The sequence below is a fragment of the Pseudomonas sp. 14P_5.3_Bac1 genome, from assembly GCF_025466135.1.
Taxonomy (GTDB): domain Bacteria; phylum Pseudomonadota; class Gammaproteobacteria; order Pseudomonadales; family Pseudomonadaceae; genus Aquipseudomonas.
The window spans coordinates 1-19,097 of sequence record NZ_JANLOF010000004.1 but is presented as its reverse complement, the minus strand read 5'-3'; the positions used below and the strand labels follow the sequence as shown (position 1 = coordinate 19,097).

Here is a 19,097-nt window from a genome sequence, read left to right as displayed (position 1 = left end):
GGGGGGGGGGGGGGGGGGGGCCCCGCCCCCCCCCCCCCCCCCCCCCCCCCCCCCCCCCCCCCCCCCCCCCCCGCTCCCACTTTGTGATCTTTATTGTTTGCACGTCTCCATTCCAAATCGGCTTGCCAGCTCCCTGCGTCCTTTGGCCGTTAACCCCAACGCACGACTGTCCAGGTCCTGGGTCACCCATTCACGGCGGATAACACTTTGCAGCAATGCCGCGCCCAAAGCACCGGCCAGGTGCGGGCGGCGCATGCTCCAGTCCAGGCACGAACAGGCGAAGCGTCGGCGCTGCGTGCGCAGTGCGGGCACATCGATGCCCAACTCGTTCATGGCTTGTTCACCCGCCGCGCTGAGTTGGTAAGCGCCGTCGCCGACCAACCAGCCGGATGCGATGAAATGGTCGTGCAGGTGCACCGCCAGGGTCCCGGCCATGTGGTCGTAGCAGGTGCGCGCAAACTGCAAACGCGTGGGCGTGGTCGGGACGAAACCCTTGCTGGTGTTGCGGCTGATCACCATCAGGCCCTCGATGGCCTGGGCCACGTGCGGCCCAGCCAGGCTGTAATAGCGATGACGTCCCTGGGTGTGCAGCGTAAGCAGGCCATCGTTCTTGAGTCTGGCCAAATGGGCACTGGCGGTCGAGGCGCTGACCTGGGCAATCGCCGCCATCTCGGTGCTGGTACGTGCGTGGCCATCCATCAGCGAACAGAGCATTTTCGTGCGCGCGGGCTCCGCAATCGCCCCCGCCACGTGTGAAAGCGCCGTGTCCTCGTCCTGAGCGTGCATATTTCGTTCCTGAGCGAATCGTTGCCGTGTGAGAGGGCAGATAGTAACGCTTCTTTTGCAAACAGGACGTGCCCGATGACACCGCTGCAAGCCGCTACCCATGCCGACCCTTACGCCTATTACGCGGCCCTTCGGCGTAACGATGGGCTGTCGTTCGATGCTGAACTGGGACTGTGGATCGCCAGCAGCGCCAGGACTGTCGAGGCCGTGCTGACGCACCCTGACTGCCGGGTACGCCCCTCACACGAGCCGGTGCCTGCGGCGATCGCGGACGGCGCGGCGGGGCAGGTGTTCGCCAAGTTGATGCGCATGAACGAGGGCGCGGCCCACCAGTGCCCCAGGGCGGTGGTCGAACCTACACTGGCCAGGCTGGACGCAGGGCATATCGCCAATGTGGTGAGGCAAGTCAGCAGGCGCCTGCAGAGCCTCGATGAGTGGATGTTCACGTTGCCGGTCGCTGTGGTCGGCTCGCTGCTGGGTGTGCCTGGCGAGCGGTTGCACAGGGTCGCCGCGCTGACCCGGGATTTTGTCGCGTGTCTTTCGCCGCTGAGCAGCCAGGCTCACTTGCGCGCCGCCGATGCTGGCGCTGTGCAACTGGGGCAGGTGTTCAGTGCGGTGCTCGAGCAGACCGGGTTGCTCAAGCAACTTCTCCGCGGCGAGTGGGGTGACCCGGATGCACTGACGCCTAACCTGATCGGCTTGCTCTCCCAGACGTGTGAAGCGAGTGCCGGTCTGATTGGCAATACGCTGGTCACACTCGCCCGGCGGCCTGACCTGCTGGCGCACATCCTGCGCGTACCGGCCCTGGTGCCAGCGCTGGTGGAGGAGGTGGCCCGCTATGACTCGCCGGTACAGAACACGCGGCGATTTGCGGCCGGGCCCTGCTCGATTGGCAGTAGCCTTCTAGAGCCGGGCGATACCGTTCTCGTGCTGCTGGCCGCCGCGAACCGGGACCCCGAAGCGAACCCTGACCCGGACAGCATTCTGCTTGAGCGACCCCATCGACGCTTGTTCAGCTTTGGCGTTGGCAGGCACCAATGCCCTGGCCAAGCGCTCGCGTTGAACATCGCATCGCAAGCGCTGCGCGAATTATTGCGCCAGCCGAGCGCCTGGGCCGATGCTCGCCAGTGCGGTTACTGGCCGTCGCTGAATGGGCGCATCCCGCGGTTTGAATCTGCAGGGATATATCAGTGATGCGAGCCACTTCCAGACTATTAAGTGTGTAGGATTTTGTTTCCATGCTGAGTTTAAAGTGTGAGGTAATTCTAAACTTTATATGTTTTATAGTATTTTAAGTTCCCTGTTTTCGGACCGGGTTTTGATTGTGTCGTGCGCGTAAATGAATGTTCTTGTGGGTGGATGTTAAGTTTATGTATCCAGTTGTTATATGTTTGGGCGTGAAACATTATCAGGGCTGGCGCTCGGTTTTTTGATGTGGGAGGTTAGTTTGGCGGTTAAGTAAGTTGCCGCGTCTTGGGCCCTGTTTCGGGTCGGCTTAACGTTTTCAAAGGATGTTATATGCGCGTTGCCACTTCATTTGTTGATCATCATCCACAGCACCCGCAATTACCTGCACCCAGTGCACCTGCTTTCACACACCCTGCGCACGTTGCCACGGCGCCGGCCCAGAAACCCGCTTTCGGCACGGATGAGGCTGCCAACCAGATCCTGCGACGAGGCTATCGCCATTACGATCGCGATGGCGACGGTAAAATCGAGTTGTCTTTTACCCTTGACGAAAAGTTCTCTGCACAACAAAAAGTGTCCATTCGCCAGGCACTTCAAATGTGGCAAGACGTGACTACTATCATATTCAAAGAGAATTCAACCTGCGCAGACGGCTCAATAACCATTGCAGCCGATCCTCGTACCAGTGGAGGCGTGTCACAGTTACCCAATCAGTATTACGGTGACATGAACGCCACCATTGGAACGCAGGGTGCTCGCGAAGTCCCCGCGCACGGCGATTACTTTTTATTTACCGCAGTTCATGAGTTGGGTCACGCCCTGGGCCTTGGTCACCCTGGCGAATATGGCAAGCAAGTGCACAACTATGCCCAGACCCCCTACGAGCAAGACACCAAGGCCTGCAGCGTGATGAGTTATTGGGATGAAACCAATCAGCCGGGCCATGACTTCCACCGGCGTCATCCGTGCGTGCCGATGAAAGATGACATTGCCGCGATACAAAAACTCTACGGCGCCAATTTCAATACGCGATCGACCGATACGACCTACGGGTTCAACTCCAACACGGGCCGTGATCACTTGAGCCTTGAGTCCGCGAACGATGCGCCGATCTTTTGCATTTGGGACGGGGGCGGCAATGACACGCTGGACGTTTCCGGGTTTTCCCAGGATCAGACCATCAACCTGCACGCTGAGTCGTTTTCCAGCGTGGGCGGCCTGAAGGGCAATGTATCCATCGCCAAGGGCGTTACACTGGAAAACGCTGTTGGCGGTTCGGGCGACGACCAAATCGACGGAAACGAGGTGAGCAACAGGCTTCACGGTGGGGCGGGTGCGGACAGGTTGCGCGGCGGTGGCGGCGCGGATGTCTTTGTGTACGACAGGGCGAGCGACTCTACCCTGGGTCAGCCAGACGAGATTCTGGATTTCACCAGCGGCACCGACAAAATCGATCTTTCCGGCCTGTTGAAAAATACCTCCATCAGGCATTTTTACGTGGTTGAGCAGTTCACTGGACGAGCCGGCGAGATCGTCCTCAGCCATGACCAAAGCAGTGGCGCTGGCAGCTTGAGCCTTGACCTGACGGGCCAGGCCAAAGCCGATTTGTTTCTCAAAAGTGCAGGGAGGATTCGCGCCAGTGACATTGTCACGGGCGCCGGCGCCGTGCGTGGGCTGACGCACCTCAAACGCCAACGCAACTCCACGTCGGGGCGTCTGTCTGGCCTCAAGGCACACGATACGGTTTATGGCTTCAACGCCAACAGCGGTGATCGCTCAAGCAGCCTGCATGCCGGCAGCGGCGCGCCGCGCTTCCTAGTACAGGACGCGGGCGGCAACGATACCCTGGATTTTTCCGGTTTCGAGCATCACCAAACCATCGATTTGCGCCATAACTCCGCCTCCAGTGTGGGCGGTCTGCGCAACAACGTCGCCATCGCCAGAGACGTTGTCGTGGAGAATGCGATTGGCGGCTCCGGGCAGGACACGCTCATCGGCAACGCGGTGGACAACGTCCTCACTGGCGGTGCTGGCGGCGATGTGCTCTGGGGCGTGGGCGGTAGAAACACGTTCAAATATGACCAGGCCAATGACTCGACCTGTCACGATGCCGATGTGCTCATGGATTTCGCCAGTGGCGAGGACACTATCGATCTGAGGGCACTGGCCAAACAGTACGCGACCCCCTTGCGTCTGGTGCAAGACTACACGGGGCGCGTTGGCGACACCGTGGTCAAATACCACCCACAGAGCGGCCGCTACTTTGTCGGCATCGACCTATCGGGCGACCGCCAGTCTGACTTCCTGATTAAGAGCCCGCGTTTGATCAAGCCCCAGGATGTGCTTGGCCTGACTGCGCATCGGCGCTGATCAGGGTTTGCACGTACTCCACAAACGCGCGTGTCTTGGCACTCGCCATCCTGCCGGTGGGGAACACCGCCCATAAATCAATCGGCGGCAGTTGCCAGTCGGTCAGCACGGGCTTGACCTCACCACTGGCCAGTTCCGGGGCAAACATCCAGGTCGATGCCATGGTCAGGCCCAAATGGTTCAGCACCGCGGCGCGCACGCCCTCTGCGGCGGTGACACGGATGCGGCCGCGGGCGACGACCGGGTAGTGACTGTCGCCCTGGCTGAACGTCCAGTTTGAGCCGCCGCCCAGGCTGTAGATGATTGCCTGGTGTTGCAGCAAATCCGCTGGCGTGGCCGGCTCGCCACAGCGTTCGAAGTAGGCCGGGGTGGCGAGGATTTGCCGCGGGGATTGGCCGATCTTGCGTGCGGTAAGGCCCGAGTCGCTCAAGTTGCCCATACGCAGGGCGACGTCGATGCCTTCTTCCACCAGGTTGAGGCTGTGGTCGTTGAGCACCACTTCGACGTTCAAGGCGGGGTATTGCGCCAGGAACGGGCCCAGGTGAGGAATGATGTGCAACCGCGCGAAGGTGGTTGCAGCGCTGATGCGCAAGTTGCCCGACAGCCCGGCGCCTGCACCGCGTGCGGCGTCATCGGCCTCGTTGGCTTCGTCGATGGCGCGCTTGGCCTTTTCGAAAAACGCCAGGCCCGCCTCGGTCGGTGTCAGGCCGCGCGTGGAGCGCAACACCAACCGCACCGCCAGGCGCGCCTCCAATTGCGCGATGCTTTTGGAGACAGCGGGCTGGCCTATCCCCAAGCGTTTGGCGGCAGCTGAGAACGAGCCGGTTTCGACCACGTTCACGAAGGTTTCCATGGCGGTGAGGCGGTCCATCGGGTGTCCTTGGGTTATTGGGTGAGGGCGTCGAGCATCGCCGACGGTTCTGGGCGTTGAGTGTAATCCGGGTTGACCTCGGCGTAACGAATCACGCTGTCCTGGCCGATCACGTAGCGCGCTGGCATCGGCAGGGTCCAGGCTGGGTCGTCATTGATCAGCGGCAAGTTGTTGCCCAGGGCCTTGTAGAGCTCGATCAGGTAGTCCGGCAGCTGAAAGCGCAGACCGAATGCATCGGCAACGTCGTTGTGGGTATCGCTGAGGATCGGGAAACCCAACTCGGTGATGCGTTCGGATTTACGGCTGTTGGCGGCAGTCTGTGGCGACAGGGCCAGCAGGCTCGCGCCGTGGCCTTTCAACGTCGGCAAAAAGGTTTGCAGCGCTTGCAGCTCCATATTGCAATACGGGCACCACACGCCGCGGTAGAACGTCAGCACCAAGGGGCCGTTGGCCAACAGATCGGCTGAGGACACCAACGTACCGTTGGCATCCTTGAGACTGAACAACGGCGCCTTGTCACCCACCTTCAACGCACGCTGTGCGGCTCCGGACGCGATCAGCTCGGCTGTGGCGCGTTCCATGATCGGATGGATATGCGCTGGCGCGTTGTAGGGAGGCTTGCCGGCTTTGAAGTCAGCACGGAAGGCATCAAGTGTGGCTTGAAGTGTCATGGTGATATTCCCTCAGGAGATGAGCCGAGTTGGCTGGAGGGATAATGGGCGCAGCAGAGCGGGCGAAGAAGCAGGGTAAGGCGCATATGAATTATGCCCTGCTGGAATAAACACCGTTTATTTCCAATATTTAGACATACAGCCGTCACTCCTGTTGAAGCAATCTGTGCTTGAGTAAATATAACTCTAGGGTTACTTTATCGAGCCAAGCCAAGGAGGCTGAGGTGCAAAGCAGGTTATTGATCAAGGAGCTGCAAGAGGCGGGTTGGGTGCTGGATCGGGTTACGGGCAGTCATCATATTTTCACTCACCGCTATAACCCGTACACGATCCCGGTGCCGCACCCCAAGAAAGACTTGCCCCTGGGCACCGTCAGAAGCATCAGGAAACGCGCCGGGCTGTTTCAGTTTTAAGGAGAGCACTCATGCAATACCCAATGTGTATCGAATGGGGCGATGACTTTACCGCCACCGGTATTCAGATCCCCGATATTCCAGGCGCGGTCACCGCCGGGGACAGCTTCGAAGAGGCGTACAACGCCGCCGTGGAAGTCGCGCACATCATGCTGCAAGAGATCGCCGCCGAAGGCGGGCCGATTCCGATGCCCACCTCGGTGGCCAACTACCACGCGAACGAAGACTACGCCGGGATGGGCTGGGGGATGTTGGAGTTGGACATCTCGCCCTATCTGGGCAAGACCGAGAAGGTCAATGTGACCTTGCCCGGTTATGTCATCCAGCGAATCGACCGCTATGTGCGCGAGCACAAGGTCAAAAGCCGCTCGTCATTTCTGGCGGATGCGGCCTTGGAGAAGTTGGTGCGCTCCTAGTCGCGATCAGGCTGTGGCAACGGCCACCGTGCGCGAAGCACTCAGGAACCGCAATAACGCCACCAGTGGGAACGCACTGCCCACCAGCATCACGCCCAGCCAGCCGCCGTGTTCATACACGCTGCTGGCAATCGCCGAGCCGAAGGCGCCGCCGATGAAGATGCTGGTCATGTACAGCGCGTTCAAGCGGCTGCGGCTGTTGGCGTCTAGGGCGTAGATGGCGCGTTGGCCGAGGACCATGTTCATCTGCACGCAGAAGTCCAGCACCACACCGGTGACGGCCAGGCCGATCACGCTGTACAGCGGGTGCACGAAGGCGGGCAAAAAGCTCAAGGCGGCAAACAGCATCGCCAGCAGTGAAGCGCGGTGCGTGTGGCCGGCGTCGGCCAGGCGGCCGGCGATTGGGGCGGCGATCGCGCCCAGTGCACCGACCAGGGCGAACAACGCGATCTCGCTTTGGCTCAGGCCATGATTGCGTGCCAGCTCAAGCGGCGCGGCGGTCCAGAACAGGCTGAAGGTGGCAAACATGCAGCCTTGGTAGAACGCCCGCTGGCGCAATACCGGTTGCTTGCGCAGCAGCGTACCGAGTGAGCGCAGCAGCTCGCCGTAGCTGGCGCTGTGGTCGGGCTGGCGCTTGGGGATGGTCATCAGCAAGACCACGCTGATGAAGGCCATCAATGCTGCGGCGGCCATGAACATCGCGCGCCAGCCGAAGTGGTCGGCCACCACGCTGGACACTGGCCGTGCCAGCAGAATGCCGAGCAACAGGCCGCCCATGATGCTGCCAACCACGCGGCCACGGGATTCGGCGGGCGCCAGGTGCGCCGCCAGCGGGATCAGGATCTGCACCGAGACGGAACTGAATCCGATCAACAACGACACAAGCAGGAACAAATTCGGCTGCTCGGTGAAGGCGGCACCCAGTAGGCTGGCGATGGCCAACACGGTGGTGGCGATCATCAGCTTGCGGTTTTCCAGCAAGTCACCCAGCGGCACCAGGAAGAACAGGCCCAAGGCGTAGCCGATTTGTGTCAGCGACACGATCAGGCTGGCCATCGCCGGAGTCAGGCCAATGTCGGGTGCAATCAGTTCGATGATCGGTTGGGCGTAGTAGATGTTGGCAACAATGGCGCCGCAACAGAACGCAAACAGCATCACCATGCCTCGGGTCATGGTGCTTGAAGCGTGTGGGGTAGCGTTCATGGTGTTCTCGTTAAAGCGAAGGAAGATGGCGTGCGAGAGTAAAGACAACCGCACGGCCGGAGTAGGGCGCTATGGGTGATAACACTCATGCCGCAAATTAATGACTGAATCGTTAACTGTTGAGCCGAACGGCAATGATACATTCAGTCACAACTGCCGAAACAGGAAATCCACTTTCATGAAAATTTCGCTGAACAAGATGATCCTGGCTTCAACCCTGGCCGCCGCCATGGCCATCGGGTTGGCCAATGCCGCCGACGCTCCGCGGGTCGGTGTGCGCGGCGCAATTACGGCAATCGATGGCGACGCAATGCACGTCAAGGTCAACAGCGGTGAAGACGTCACCGTGCACCTGACCAAAGACACCCAGGTCCGCGCCGTTACCCTGGCCAAAATTGATGAAATCAAGCCCGGCAGCTACATCGGGTCGGCCGCCATGCCGAATGCCGATGGCACCCTGACTGCCCTGGAAGTTCACGTGTTTCCACCGGCCATGGCCGGCACGGGCGATGGGCACCGTGCGTTCGACTTGAAAGAAGGCAGCAGCATGACCAACGGCACCGTCGGCGACCTGGTGGTCAGCAACGGGCGCACCTTGACCGTGAAGTACAAAGGCGGCGAGCAGAAGATTGTAGTGCCGGATGATGTGCCGATCGTCAACCTGGAGCCAGGGGATCGCAGTTCGTTGAAGCCCGGCGTGAAGGTGGTGATGTTTGCATCGCAGGCGGCGGATGGGACGGTTACCGCTCAGGCGATTTCGGCCGGTAAGGACGGCGTGACACCGCCGATGTAACGGCCAAACACTCAACCAGATGTGGGAGCTGGCTTGCCTGCGATGCAAGCACCTCGGTGTCTCAGGCATTGCGAGGTGATGCTGTCGCAGGCAAGCCAGCTCCCACACTTGACTGCATTTTTTCAGTTAAAGCGGTTTACTGACCGCTGTAGATCTGATCAAAAATCCCGCCATCATTGAAGTGGGTTTTCTGTACGGTGCGCCAGTCTCCAAAGGTCTTCTCCACCGACAGGAAGTCGACTTTCGGGAAGCGGTCGGTGTACTTGGCCAACACCGTCGGGTCGCGGGGACGCAGGTAGTTGTTGGCTGCGATTTCCTGACCTTCAGGCGACCACAGGTACTTCAAGTAATCTTCGGCCGCCACGCGGGTGCCTTTCTTCTCGACGACTTTGTCGACCACCGACACCGGTGGTTCCGCCTCGGCAGAGACGCTTGGGTAGATCACTTCGAACTGATCACGGCCAAATTCACGCGCGATCATTTCCGCTTCGTTTTCAAAGGTCACCAGCACATCGCCGATCTGGTTGGTCATGAACGTGGTGGTGGCTGCACGGCCGCCGGTGTCCAGCACTGGCGCGTGTTTGAACAGTTCGCCAACGAACTTCTTCGCCTTGTCTTCATCGCCGCCGTTCTTGAGCACATAACCCCAGGCCGACAGGTAGGTGTAGCGGCCGTTGCCCGAGGTTTTCGGGTTGGGCACGATCACTTGCACGCCATCTTTGAGCAGGTCTGGCCAGTCTTTGAGGGCCTTGGGGTTGCCCTTGCGCACGATAAACACGGTGGCGGAGGTGAACGGCGCGCTGTTGTTCGGCAGACGGGTGACCCAGTTGTCCGGCACCAGCTTGCCGTTGTCCGCCAGGGCATTGATGTCGGTGGCCATGTTCATGGTGATCACGTCAGCCGGCAGGCCGTCGATCACCGAGCGCGCCTGTTTGCTGGAGCCGCCGAAGGACATCTGCAAGGTCAGCTTGTCGTTCGGGTGCTCGGCTTCCCAGTGCTTTTGGAAGGCGGCGTTATAGTCCTTGTAGAAGTCGCGCATCACGTCATAGGAGACGTTGAGCAGTGTGACGGGGGCAGCCTGGACGGCGCCCGCCAGGGCTAGGCCGGCGGCCAGTAAGGAGGCGCTAACGAGTTTTTTCACTGCTCATTCCTTGTTGTTCGAGAAGGTTGTCGATTGAGTGGGGGCATTTTGCCACCGACTATAGCCGCGCCCGTATAGACGTTTAAAGATTAAAACGAACTTTGCTTATTCCACTTTACGAAACAGGTTGCTGCCACAGCGCGAGCAAAACGCTGCGTTGGGCTCGTGGTTGTCTTTCTTGCACACCGGGCAATCGTGCTGCAGTTGTTCACCGCGCATGGCACTGGCCAACTCGGCGGTAAAAATCCCGGTGGGCACGGCGATGATCGAATAACCGGTGATCATCACCAGCGACGAAATGACCTGGCCCAGCGGGGTCTTCGGCACGATGTCGCCAAAGCCCACGGTGGTCAGCGTCACGATCGCCCAGTAGATGCCTTTGGGAATACTGGTAAACCCGTGTTCCGGGCCTTCGATCACGTACATCAGCGTGCCGAATACGGTCACCAGGGTGCACACGCTGACCAGAAACACCACGATCTTCTGCTTGCTGCCACGCAGCGCCGCCATCAAGTAGTTGGCTTGCTTGAGGTACGGGCTGAGCTTGAGCACGCGGAAAATCCGCAGCATCCGGATGATGCGGATGATCAGCAGGTACTGCGCGTCGCTGTAATACAGCGCGAGGATGCCGGGCACGATGGCGAGTAAATCCACCAGCCCATAAAAACTGAACGCATAACGCAACGGCTTGGGCGAGCAATACAGCCGCAGGCTGTATTCGATGGCGAAGATGACGGTAAAGCCCCACTCGATGTAGGCCAGCACGTCGGCGTAGTTGTCGTGGACGGTCTGGATACTGTCGAGGATCACGATCACAAGGCTGGCGAGGATGATCAGCAACAGGGTGCTGTCGAAGCGCCGGCCGGCCACGGTGTCGCTTTGGAACACCATTACATAGAGGCGCTGACGCCAGTCGTTGTTGCTACGCATAAATCCCGCCCGAATCGAATATCGGGCAAGCCTAGGGGGATTCGAACGGGCTGTCCACGCGGGCTTTGAACATCCGCTGGCTGGCGTGTACCAGCCAGCAGGCGAGGATAAACGGCGCCGTCAATGCGGGCAGGTGCAGGGCGGCGAAACCGGGCGTGAGGATGACCGCCAGAAGGATGCCGAGCAGCGGCTGCCAGGGTCGGCGGCGTGACTGGCTTAACGCCAGCGCGGCCAGCGCCGGGTTATAGCTGTGCAGGCCGAGGAGGGCGCTGGCGGGTTCGTCCAGCCACAGGGCGATCAACACGCCGGTAGCGGCGCCCGTGAGTGCCCACAGCGCGGCGCGGCGGTTGGTCAGCAACAGGCCAAGCGCAATCAGAGCGCCCGCCAACGGCTGGTCCAGCAACATGATTTGTGCGAGCCCGGTGAAGGGCGCGGTGAGCACGTCCAGGGTGCCGGGTTCGGTCAGCGTGAATGTGCTGTCAGGCACTGCGCCGATCAGCAACCAGCCGAGGCCGACAAAGGGCACGGTGTAGGCGGGCAAGTCACCTGGCGCAGGGGCGTGTTTCAACCATTGCCGCGTGAGCATCGCACTCAGGCCGCCGCACGCCAGGATCAGCGGCGGCAACAACGCCGACCAGGCAAAGTGCTGGCTGATCAGCAAGCCCAGCAGCACGCCGTTGTAGCTGTAAAGGCCCGCTTGGCGTTCGGCCTTGGGATAACCCCGGCGCTGGGCCGTGAGCAAACCGGCGACGCCACCCAATAATGCGCCGCCGAATAAGGCCGGGGCGCCGATCAGGATGGCCAGCAGGCACAGCAAGCCACACAGTGGCTGGCGTTGCAGGAAGATCTGGCTGAAGCCATTGAGCAGGGCTTCGGCCCAGTCGGGGCAGGTTGGGTTGTGCATGGTGGTTTAGTCAGTGAGACCGAGTCGTCCCCAATCGCAGGCAAGCCAGCTCCCACACTTGATCGGGTTCACAACAATCAAATGTGGGAGCCGGGCTTGCCCGCGATGAGGCACTTACAAACGCTAAATCAACGTCTCGATGCGCAACGAGTTGGTCGACCCCGGCTGCCCGAACGGCACCCCCGCCGTAATCACCAAGGTATCCCCGCGCTGCGCCATGCCTTGCGCCTGAGCAATCTCCAGCGCGGTGGAACACACCTCATCCACCTGGCGCAGTCGATCGTTGACCACCGAATGCACGCCCCACGCCACGCTCAAGCGCCGCGCCGTAGAGAGGTTCGGCGTAAGGTTGAGGATCGGCGCCACCGGCCGCTCACGCGCCGCGCGCAGGCTGGAGCTGCCGGACTCGCTGTAGTTGACCAGCACCGCCACCGGCAGAATGCTGCTGATACGCCGGATCGCGCAGCTGATCGCATCCGACACCGTGGCGTCCGCCTTGGGCCGGCTGACGTCCAGCTGCGTCTGGTAGTCCGGGCCGTTTTCCACCTGGCGGATGATCTTGCTCATCATCTGCACGGCTTCCAGCGGGTATTCACCCGAAGCGGTTTCCGCCGACAGCATCACCGCGTCTGCGCCTTCGGCCACCGCGTTGGCCACATCCGTCACTTCGGCGCGGGTCGGCGCCGGCGAAAAGCGCATGGATTCGAGCATCTGCGTGGCCACCACCACCGGTTTGCCCAGCTGGCGGCAGGTGCTGATGATGTCTTTCTGGATTTGCGGCACGCTCTCGGCGGGCACTTCCACGCCCAGGTCGCCTCTGGCCACCATGATTGCGTCACTCAGCTCAGCGATTTCCTGCAAGCGTTGGACGGCGGACGGCTTTTCGATCTTGGCCATCAAAAACGCCTTGTCGCCGATCAACTCGCGGGCCTCGCGGATGTCTTCCGGGCGCTGCACGAATGACAGCGCCACCCAGTCCACGCCCAGCTCCAGACCAAAGCTCAGGTCGCGGCGGTCCTTGGCGGTCAGTGGGCTGAGTTCCAGCAAGGCTTGTGGCACATTCACGCCTTTGCGGTCCGACAGTTCGCCGCCATTGAGTACGGTGGTGTCGATGGCATCGGCATGCTTGGTGATCACGCGCAGGCGCAACTTGCCGTCATCGAGCAGCAGGTCCATGCCCGGCTCCAGCGCCGCGATGATTTCCGGGTGGGGCAGGTTGACCCGGCACTGATCGCCCGGCGTTGGGTCCAGGTCCAGGCGCAACGCCTGGCCGCGCACCAGTTGCACCTTGCCCTCGGCAAACGTGCCGACGCGCAGCTTCGGCCCTTGCAGGTCCATCAGGATGCCCAGCGGGTAATTGAGCTGGCGCTCCACCTGGCGGATCCACTGGTAGCGTTGGGCATGATCGGCGTGGTCGCCATGGCTGAAGTTGAGGCGAAAGATATTCACCCCGGCCTCCACCAGCTCGCGGATGTCATCGATGCCGTCGGTGGCCGGGCCGAGGGTGGCGAGGATTTTGACCTTCTTGTCAGGCGTCATGTTTGGCAGTCTCAAAAATCAGGATGGCGCGGAAGTCATTGACGTTGGTGCGGGTCGGCTCGGTGATGATCAAACCGTCGAGGGCGGCGAAATAGCCGTAGCCATTGTTGTTATCCAGCTCATCGCTGGCCGACAGGCCCAGGGCTTCGGCGCGGGCGTAGCTGGTAGGGGTCATGATCGCGCCGGCGTTGTCTTCCGAACCGTCGATGCCGTCGGTGTCGCCGGCCAGGGCGTAGACGCCGGGCAGGCCCTTGAGGCTGTCGGTGAGGCTGAGCAGGAACTCGGCATTGCGCCCACCGCGGCCATCGCCGCGCACGGTGACGGTGGTTTCACCGCCGGAGAGGATCACGCACGGTGCCGCCAGCGGCTGGCCGTGCTGCACGATCTGCCGGGCAATGCCGGCGTGTACCTTGGCCACGTCCCGCGCTTCGCCCTCGAGGTCGCCGAGGATCAACGGGCTGAAACCGGCCTGGCGCACTTTCACCGCCACGGCTTCCAGCGACTGCTGCGGGCGGGCGATCAGTTGGAAGTGGCTGCGTGCGAGCACCGGGTCGCCGGGTTTGACGGTTTCCGACGCTGGGTCTTGCAACCAGCTGCGCACCGAAGCGGGCGCGTCGATGCTGTAACGCTTGAGGATCGCCAGGGCTTGCTGCGAGGTGCTTGGGTCGCCGACGGTGGGGCCGGACGCGATGACGGTGGCCTGATCGCCCGGCACGTCGGAGATCGCGTAGGTGTAGACCGTCGCCGGCCAAGCGGCCTTGGCCAGGCGCCCGCCCTTGATCGCCGAGAGGTGTTTGCGCACGCAATTCATCTCGCCAATGGTCGCGCCGGATTTGAGCAGGGCCTTGTTGATGGCCTGCTTGTCGGCCAGGGTGATGCCGTCGGCGGGCAGGGCCAGCAAGGCAGAACCGCCACCGGAGAGCAGGAAGATCACGCGGTCGTCTTCGGTGAGGTTGCCGATCAGTGTCAGCACGCGCTTGGCCACCGCCAGGCCGGCGGCATCGGGTACCGGGTGTGCGGCTTCGACCACTTCGATTTTTTTGCACGGCGCGCCGTGGCCGTAGCGGGTGACCACCAGGCCCGAGACGTCGCCTTGCCAGCACTCCTCGACCACGAGTGCCATGGCCGCCGCGGCTTTGCCGGCGCCGATCACGATCACACGGCCGCTGCGGTCGGCGGGCAGATAAGGTTCAAGCACTTGCCGGGGGTGGGCGGCGTCGATGGCTGTGGCAAACAGCTCGCGAAGCAGGTGTTGCGGATCGACCGACATAAGCGGGCTCCCGGGGGGATTCTTGTTGTTAGGGATGCAGCGATGTTGGATTGCAAAGCGCTCAACTGTGGGAGCTGGCTTGCCTGCGATAGCGTTCCTTCAGTGACAGATCTGTTGCCTGACACACCGCTATCGCAGGCAAGCCAGCTCCCACACTGGTCTGCATTTCAAATTGACTTACTTATCGCGAATCGAAAAATTCGCCATATGCTCCAGGCCCTTGATCAGCGCCGAGTGGTCCCAATTGCCGCCGCCAATCGCCGTGCAGGTACTGAACACCTGCTGCGTACCGGCGGTGTTCGGCAGGTTGATGCCCAGCTCCTTGGCACCGGCCAGTGCCAGGTTCAAGTCCTTCTGGTGCAGGTTGATGCGGAAACCCGGATCGAAGGTGCCCTTGATCATGCGCTCGCCATGCACTTCGAGAATCTTCGAGGAAGCAAAGCCGCCCATCAGCGCTTCCCGCACCTTGGCCGGGTCGGCGCCGTTTTTCGAGGCGAACAGCAGCGCTTCGGCCACCGCCTGAATATTCAGCGCGACGATGATCTGGTTGGCGACCTTGGCGGTCTGGCCATCGCCGTTGCCGCCGACCAGGGTGATGTTCTTGCCCATGCTCTGGAACAGTGGCAAAGCGCGTTCGAAGGTCTGCGGCTCGCCACCGACCATGATGCTCAAGGTGCCGGCCTTGGCGCCAACTTCGCCACCCGACACCGGCGCGTCGAGGTACTGCGCGCCGGTTTCGTTGATCTTCGCCGCGAACGCCTTGGTGGCGGTGGGGGAGATCGAACTCATGTCGATCACTACCTTGTTCGGCGACAGGCCGGCCGCGACGCCATCCTTGCGGAACAGCACGTCATCGACCTGCGGGGTGTCGGGCACCATGACGATGATGAACTCGGCTTCTTGCGCCACTTGCTGGGGGTTGGCCAGGGCCACGGCGCCGGCGTCGATCAGGGCCTGCGGGGCCTTGCCGTGGTGTTCGGAGAGGAACAGTTGGTGACCTGCTTTCTGCAGGTTCGCAGCCATGGGTTCGCCCATGATGCCGGTGCCGATAAATCCGATTTTAGCCATGATCAAAATCCTCTTTTTATTAGATGGGCAGGCCTGTCTCGGGCCTGCCAAACACCGAAGATCTACTGTGGGAGCTGGCTTGCCGGCGATAGCGGCCTGTCAGTTGATAAATAGTTGGCTGATGCACCGCCATCGCAGGCAAGCCAGCTCCCACCTTGTTCTGTGGTGTGTCTGTTAGATGGCGTTGTGGGTTTTGAGCCAACCCAATCCCGCTTCAGTGGTGGTCAACGGCTTGTACTCACAGCCAACCCAACCCGCATAACCAATGCGGTCCAAATGCTCGAACAGGAAGCGATAGTTGATCTCCCCGGTTCCCGGCTCGTTGCGCCCCGGGTTGTCCGCCAGCTGGATGTGGTTGATCTCACCCAGGTGCGCGGCCATGGTCCGGGCCAGGTCACCTTCCATGATTTGCATGTGATAGATGTCGTATTGCAGGAACAGGTTGGCGCTGCCCACCTGCTCGCGAATCGACAGGGCCTGCGCCGTGTTGTTGAGGTAGAAGCCCGGGATGTCACGGGTGTTGATCATCTCCATGACCAGCTTGATGCCCGCGGCTTGCAGCTTGTCGGCGGCGTACTTGAGGTTGGCGACAAAGGTTTTTTCCACGGTTTGGTCGTCAACGCCTTGCGGCCGGATGCCGGCCAGGCAGTTGATCTGGGTATTGCCCAGCACCTGGGCGTAGGCGATGGCCAGCTTGACCCCGGCGCGGAATTCCTCGACCCGGTCCGGGTGGCACGCCACGCCACGCTCGCCCTTGGCCCAGTCCCCGGCCGGCAAGTTGAACAGCACTTGGGTCAGGCCGTTGGCGTCCAGTTGCGCCTTGATCTCGGCGGAGCTGAACTCGTACGGGAACAGGTACTCGACCCCCTGGAAGCCGGCATCGGCAGCCGCTTTGAAACGGGCGAGAAAGTCCTGCTCGGTAAACAGCATGGACAGGTTGGCGGCAAAACGCGGCATAGGGTTCTCCTTAATCGAGCAGGGAAATGGCAGTCGGTGCATCGTTGCCGACCAGGGCCAGATCTTCGAATTCGTTGACGGCGTTGATCTCGGTGCCCATGGAAATATTGGTCACGCGCTCCAGAATAATCTCAACAATCACCGGAACCTTGAATTCTTCGATCATTTCCTTGGCCTTGCGCAGCGCCGGGGCGATCTGGCCCGGTTCGAACACACGCAGCGCCTTGCACCCCAGGCCTTCGGCGACGGCCACGTGATCGACGCCATAACCATTGAGTTCCGGGGCGTTGAGGTTGTCGAAGGACAGCTGCACGCAGTAGTCCATTTCAAACCCGCGCTGGGCCTGGCGAATCAACCCGAGGTAGGAGTTGTTCACCACCACGTGGATGTACGGCAGCTTGAACTGCGCGCCCACGGCCAGTTCTTCGATCATGAACTGGAAGTCATAGTCGCCCGACAGTGCTACCACTTTGCGGCTCGGGTCAGCCTTGACCACACCCAGCGCGGCCGGAATGGTCCAGCCCAAGGGACCGGCCTGGCCGCAGTTGATCCAGTGACGAGGCTTGTAGACGTGCAGGAACTGCGCGCCGGCAATCTGCGACAGGCCAATGGTGCTGACGTAGCAGGTGTCTTTGCCGAACACCTGGTTCATCTCTTCGTACACGCGTTGCGGCTTGACCGGCACGTTGTCGAAGTGGGTCTTGCGGTGCAGGGTGGCCTTGCGCTCCTGGCAGTCGTGCAGCCAGGCGCTGCGGTCCTTGAGTTTGCCGGCGGCTTTCCACTCGCGGGCCACTTCAATGAACATCGTCAGGGCGGAGCCGGCATCGGAAACGATGCCCAGGTCCGGGGTGAACACGCGGCCAATCTGCGTCGGCTCGATGTCGACGTGGATGAATTTGCGCCCCTCGGTGTACACCTCCACCGAACCGGTGTGGCGGTTGGCCCAGCGGTTGCCGATGCCCAGCACCACGTCCGATTTGAGCATTGTCGCGTTGCCATAACGGTGCGAGGTTTGCAGGCCGACCATGCCCACCATCTGTGGGTGATCGTCCGGGATCGTGCCCCAGCCCATCAAGGTTGGGATCACCGGAATACCGGTCAATTCGGCGAACTCCACCAGCAATTCGCTGGCGTCGGCGTTGATCACGCCGCCACCGCTGACCAGCAAGGGGCGCTCGGCCTGGTCCAGCAGCGCCAAGGCTTTTTCGACCTGGATGCGCGTGGCCAATGGTTTGGCCAGGGGCAGCGGCTGGTAGGCGTCGATGTCGAATTCGATCTCGGCCATCTGCACGTCGAATGGCAGGTCGATCAGCACCGGGCCTGGGCGGCCGGAGCGCATTTCATAGAAGGCTTTCTGGAACGCGTAAGGCACTTGGCCGGATTCCAGGACGGTGGTCGCCCACTTGGTCACCGGCTTGACGATGCTGGTGATGTCGACGGCCTGGAAGTCCTCTTTGTGCATGCGTGCACGCGGGGCTTGGCCGGTGATGCACAGAATCGGGATCGAGTCGGCCGAGGCGCTGTACAGGCCGGTGACCATGTCAGTGCCCGCCGGGCCCGAGGTACCGATGCACACGCCGATATTGCCGGCCTTGGTGCGGGTGTAGCCCTCGGCCATGTGCGAGGCGCCTTCAACGTGGCGAGCAAGGACGTGATCGATGCCACCGACCTTCTGCAAGGCCGAATACAGCGGGTTGATGGCGGCGCCTGGAATGCCGAAGGCGGTGTCTACGCCTTCACGGCGCATCACCAGGACGGCGGCTTCGATTGCTCTCATTTTGCTCATGTTTTTGGTGCCTCTTGCGTTTTGTAATTGTATACAAGTGGTTTCTGATCGAAGTGTATTCACGGCGAGCGGGGCAGGTCAATGCATTTTATAAACTGGCCTTTACGCGGGTCTGGATCGCTTTTTTCGACGTATGGAGCCTTTGTGCGCAAATATTGTATACAAAAAATAATTTCATTGTGTTCTATTTGTTTGATCGAGCTTCTCATGAACAGATTTCAACCCTTTCCCAATAACAAAAGAAGGACGGCACCTATGAGCGCTTTAACCTTGAAACTCGCCACCCAACTGGCCAGCCAGGCCCTCACCGCAGGCCGCACCATTTGCGCCGCGCCGCTGACCATTGCGGTGCTCGACAGCGGCGGCCACCTGGTCACCCTGCAACGCGAAGACGGCGCCAGCCTGCTGCGCCCGCAAATCGCCATCGGCAAGGCCTGGGGCGCGATTGCACTGGGCAAGGGCTCGCGTTTGCTGGCGTTGGATGCGCAACAACGTCCGGCATTTATCGCGGCGTTGAACAGCCTCGGGCAGGGCAGCGTGGTGCCGGCGCCGGGCGGCGTGTTGATTCGGGATCAGGCAGGGGCGGTGCTGGGGGCGATCGGGATCAGTGGGGATACGTCGGATATTGATGAGCAGTGCGCGATTACGGCGATTGAGGGCGTGGGGTTGTTGGCGGATGCGGGGGTGTCTGCTTGATTTGAGGTGGCAGATAGATTGCCATCGCGGGGCACCCCCCCCCCCCCCTTTTATGTGTTGACCGGTCAACTCTGTGTTGGGGCGTGGCCCCCCAG

The 19,097-nt window shown here is 61.3% G+C and carries 18 protein-coding genes; 6 read left to right on the top strand and 12 right to left on the bottom strand.

From position 1 onward, the window contains the following. Nucleotides 1-90: 90 nt before the first annotated feature. Entirely contained in the window at nt 91-786 is a 696-nt protein-coding gene (locus NTD89_RS00670; RefSeq protein WP_262206095.1) for an ArsR/SmtB family transcription factor, read from the bottom strand. Between the two features lie 75 nt (nt 787-861). On the opposite strand from NTD89_RS00670, the gene NTD89_RS00665 reads away from it, so the two are divergent. Both NTD89_RS00665 and NTD89_RS00660 read left to right on the top strand, forming a co-directional pair. Beyond that, nucleotides 862-1,980: a cytochrome P450 gene (locus NTD89_RS00665; protein ID WP_262206094.1), complete on the top strand. Its 1,119-nt coding sequence runs from the start codon at nt 862-864 to the stop codon at nt 1,978-1,980. Between the two features lie 324 nt (nt 1,981-2,304). Then, nucleotides 2,305-4,344, top strand: coding sequence for a M10 family metallopeptidase C-terminal domain-containing protein (locus NTD89_RS00660; RefSeq protein WP_262206093.1), 2,040 nt, complete (start codon nt 2,305-2,307; stop codon nt 4,342-4,344). Here the strand turns inward: NTD89_RS00660 and NTD89_RS00655 are convergent. Next, complete coding sequence (locus tag NTD89_RS00655; protein ID WP_262206092.1) at nt 4,301-5,215, bottom strand: LysR family transcriptional regulator; 915 nt, start codon at nt 5,213-5,215, stop codon at nt 4,301-4,303. The genes NTD89_RS00660 and NTD89_RS00655 overlap by 44 nt on opposite strands. Nucleotides 5,216-5,229: 14 nt before the next feature. After that, on the bottom strand, nt 5,230-5,886 hold the full coding sequence (locus tag NTD89_RS00650) for a peroxiredoxin-like family protein (protein ID WP_262206091.1): 657 nt from the start codon (nt 5,884-5,886) through the stop codon (nt 5,230-5,232). Nucleotides 5,887-6,110: 224 nt separating this feature from the next. Between NTD89_RS00650 and NTD89_RS00645 the strand changes: the two genes are divergently transcribed. Together NTD89_RS00645 and NTD89_RS00640 are read left to right on the top strand one after the other, a co-directional pair. Further along, on the top strand, nt 6,111-6,299 hold the full coding sequence (locus NTD89_RS00645) for a type II toxin-antitoxin system HicA family toxin (RefSeq protein ID WP_065901605.1): 189 nt from the start codon (nt 6,111-6,113) through the stop codon (nt 6,297-6,299). An 11-nt stretch (nt 6,300-6,310) separates the two neighbouring features. Then, the gene (locus NTD89_RS00640; protein ID WP_262206090.1) at nt 6,311-6,715 is read left to right on the top strand and encodes a type II toxin-antitoxin system HicB family antitoxin; all 405 of its coding nucleotides are present in this window, start codon (nt 6,311-6,313) and stop codon (nt 6,713-6,715) included. Nucleotides 6,716-6,721: 6 nt separating this feature from the next. Here the strand turns inward: NTD89_RS00640 and NTD89_RS00635 are convergent, their stop codons facing one another. Further along, nucleotides 6,722-7,918, bottom strand: coding sequence for an MFS transporter (locus tag NTD89_RS00635; RefSeq protein WP_145165034.1), 1,197 nt, complete (start codon nt 7,916-7,918; stop codon nt 6,722-6,724). A 178-nt stretch (nt 7,919-8,096) separates the two neighbouring features. Here NTD89_RS00635 and NTD89_RS00630 point away from each other — a divergent pair, with 178 nt between their 5' ends. Next, entirely contained in the window at nt 8,097-8,711 is a 615-nt protein-coding gene (locus NTD89_RS00630; RefSeq protein WP_262206089.1) for a DUF5666 domain-containing protein, read from the top strand. 136 nt (nt 8,712-8,847) lie between these two features. Here the strand turns inward: NTD89_RS00630 and NTD89_RS00625 are convergent, their stop codons facing one another. From NTD89_RS00625 to gcl, 8 genes are all read right to left on the bottom strand, one after another. Continuing rightward, the gene (locus tag NTD89_RS00625) at nt 8,848-9,852 is read right to left on the bottom strand and encodes a sulfate ABC transporter substrate-binding protein (RefSeq protein ID WP_262206088.1); all 1,005 of its coding nucleotides are present in this window, start codon (nt 9,850-9,852) and stop codon (nt 8,848-8,850) included. A 105-nt stretch (nt 9,853-9,957) separates the two neighbouring features. Further along, on the bottom strand, nt 9,958-10,782 hold the full coding sequence (locus NTD89_RS00620) for an ion transporter (protein ID WP_262206087.1): 825 nt from the start codon (nt 10,780-10,782) through the stop codon (nt 9,958-9,960). 31 nt (nt 10,783-10,813) lie between these two features. Next, on the bottom strand, nt 10,814-11,686 hold the full coding sequence (locus tag NTD89_RS00615; protein ID WP_262206086.1) for an urea transporter: 873 nt from the start codon (nt 11,684-11,686) through the stop codon (nt 10,814-10,816). Between the two features lie 123 nt (nt 11,687-11,809). Next, a complete protein-coding gene (gene pyk, locus NTD89_RS00610) occupies nt 11,810-13,225 on the bottom strand; it encodes a pyruvate kinase (RefSeq protein WP_262206085.1) in 1,416 nt (471 codons plus the stop codon). Continuing rightward, the gene (locus tag NTD89_RS00605) at nt 13,215-14,495 is read right to left on the bottom strand and encodes a glycerate kinase (RefSeq protein WP_262206083.1); all 1,281 of its coding nucleotides are present in this window, start codon (nt 14,493-14,495) and stop codon (nt 13,215-13,217) included. The genes pyk and NTD89_RS00605 overlap by 11 nt, the downstream gene beginning before the upstream one ends. A gap of 177 nt (nt 14,496-14,672) precedes the next feature. Then, nucleotides 14,673-15,563, bottom strand: a complete 891-nt coding sequence (locus NTD89_RS00600; RefSeq protein WP_145165023.1) for a 2-hydroxy-3-oxopropionate reductase — start codon at nt 15,561-15,563, stop codon at nt 14,673-14,675. Nucleotides 15,564-15,737: 174 nt separating this feature from the next. Beyond that, complete coding sequence (gene hyi, locus NTD89_RS00595; protein ID WP_242193717.1) at nt 15,738-16,520, bottom strand: hydroxypyruvate isomerase; 783 nt, start codon at nt 16,518-16,520, stop codon at nt 15,738-15,740. Between the two features lie 10 nt (nt 16,521-16,530). Next, nucleotides 16,531-18,306, bottom strand: a complete 1,776-nt coding sequence (gene gcl, locus NTD89_RS00590; RefSeq protein WP_262206080.1) for a glyoxylate carboligase — start codon at nt 18,304-18,306, stop codon at nt 16,531-16,533. A gap of 255 nt (nt 18,307-18,561) precedes the next feature. On the opposite strand from gcl, the gene NTD89_RS00585 reads away from it, so the two are divergent. Beyond that, nucleotides 18,562-19,002, top strand: a complete 441-nt coding sequence (locus NTD89_RS00585) for a GlcG/HbpS family heme-binding protein (RefSeq protein ID WP_106576758.1) — start codon at nt 18,562-18,564, stop codon at nt 19,000-19,002. Nucleotides 19,003-19,097: the final 95 nt, after the last annotated feature.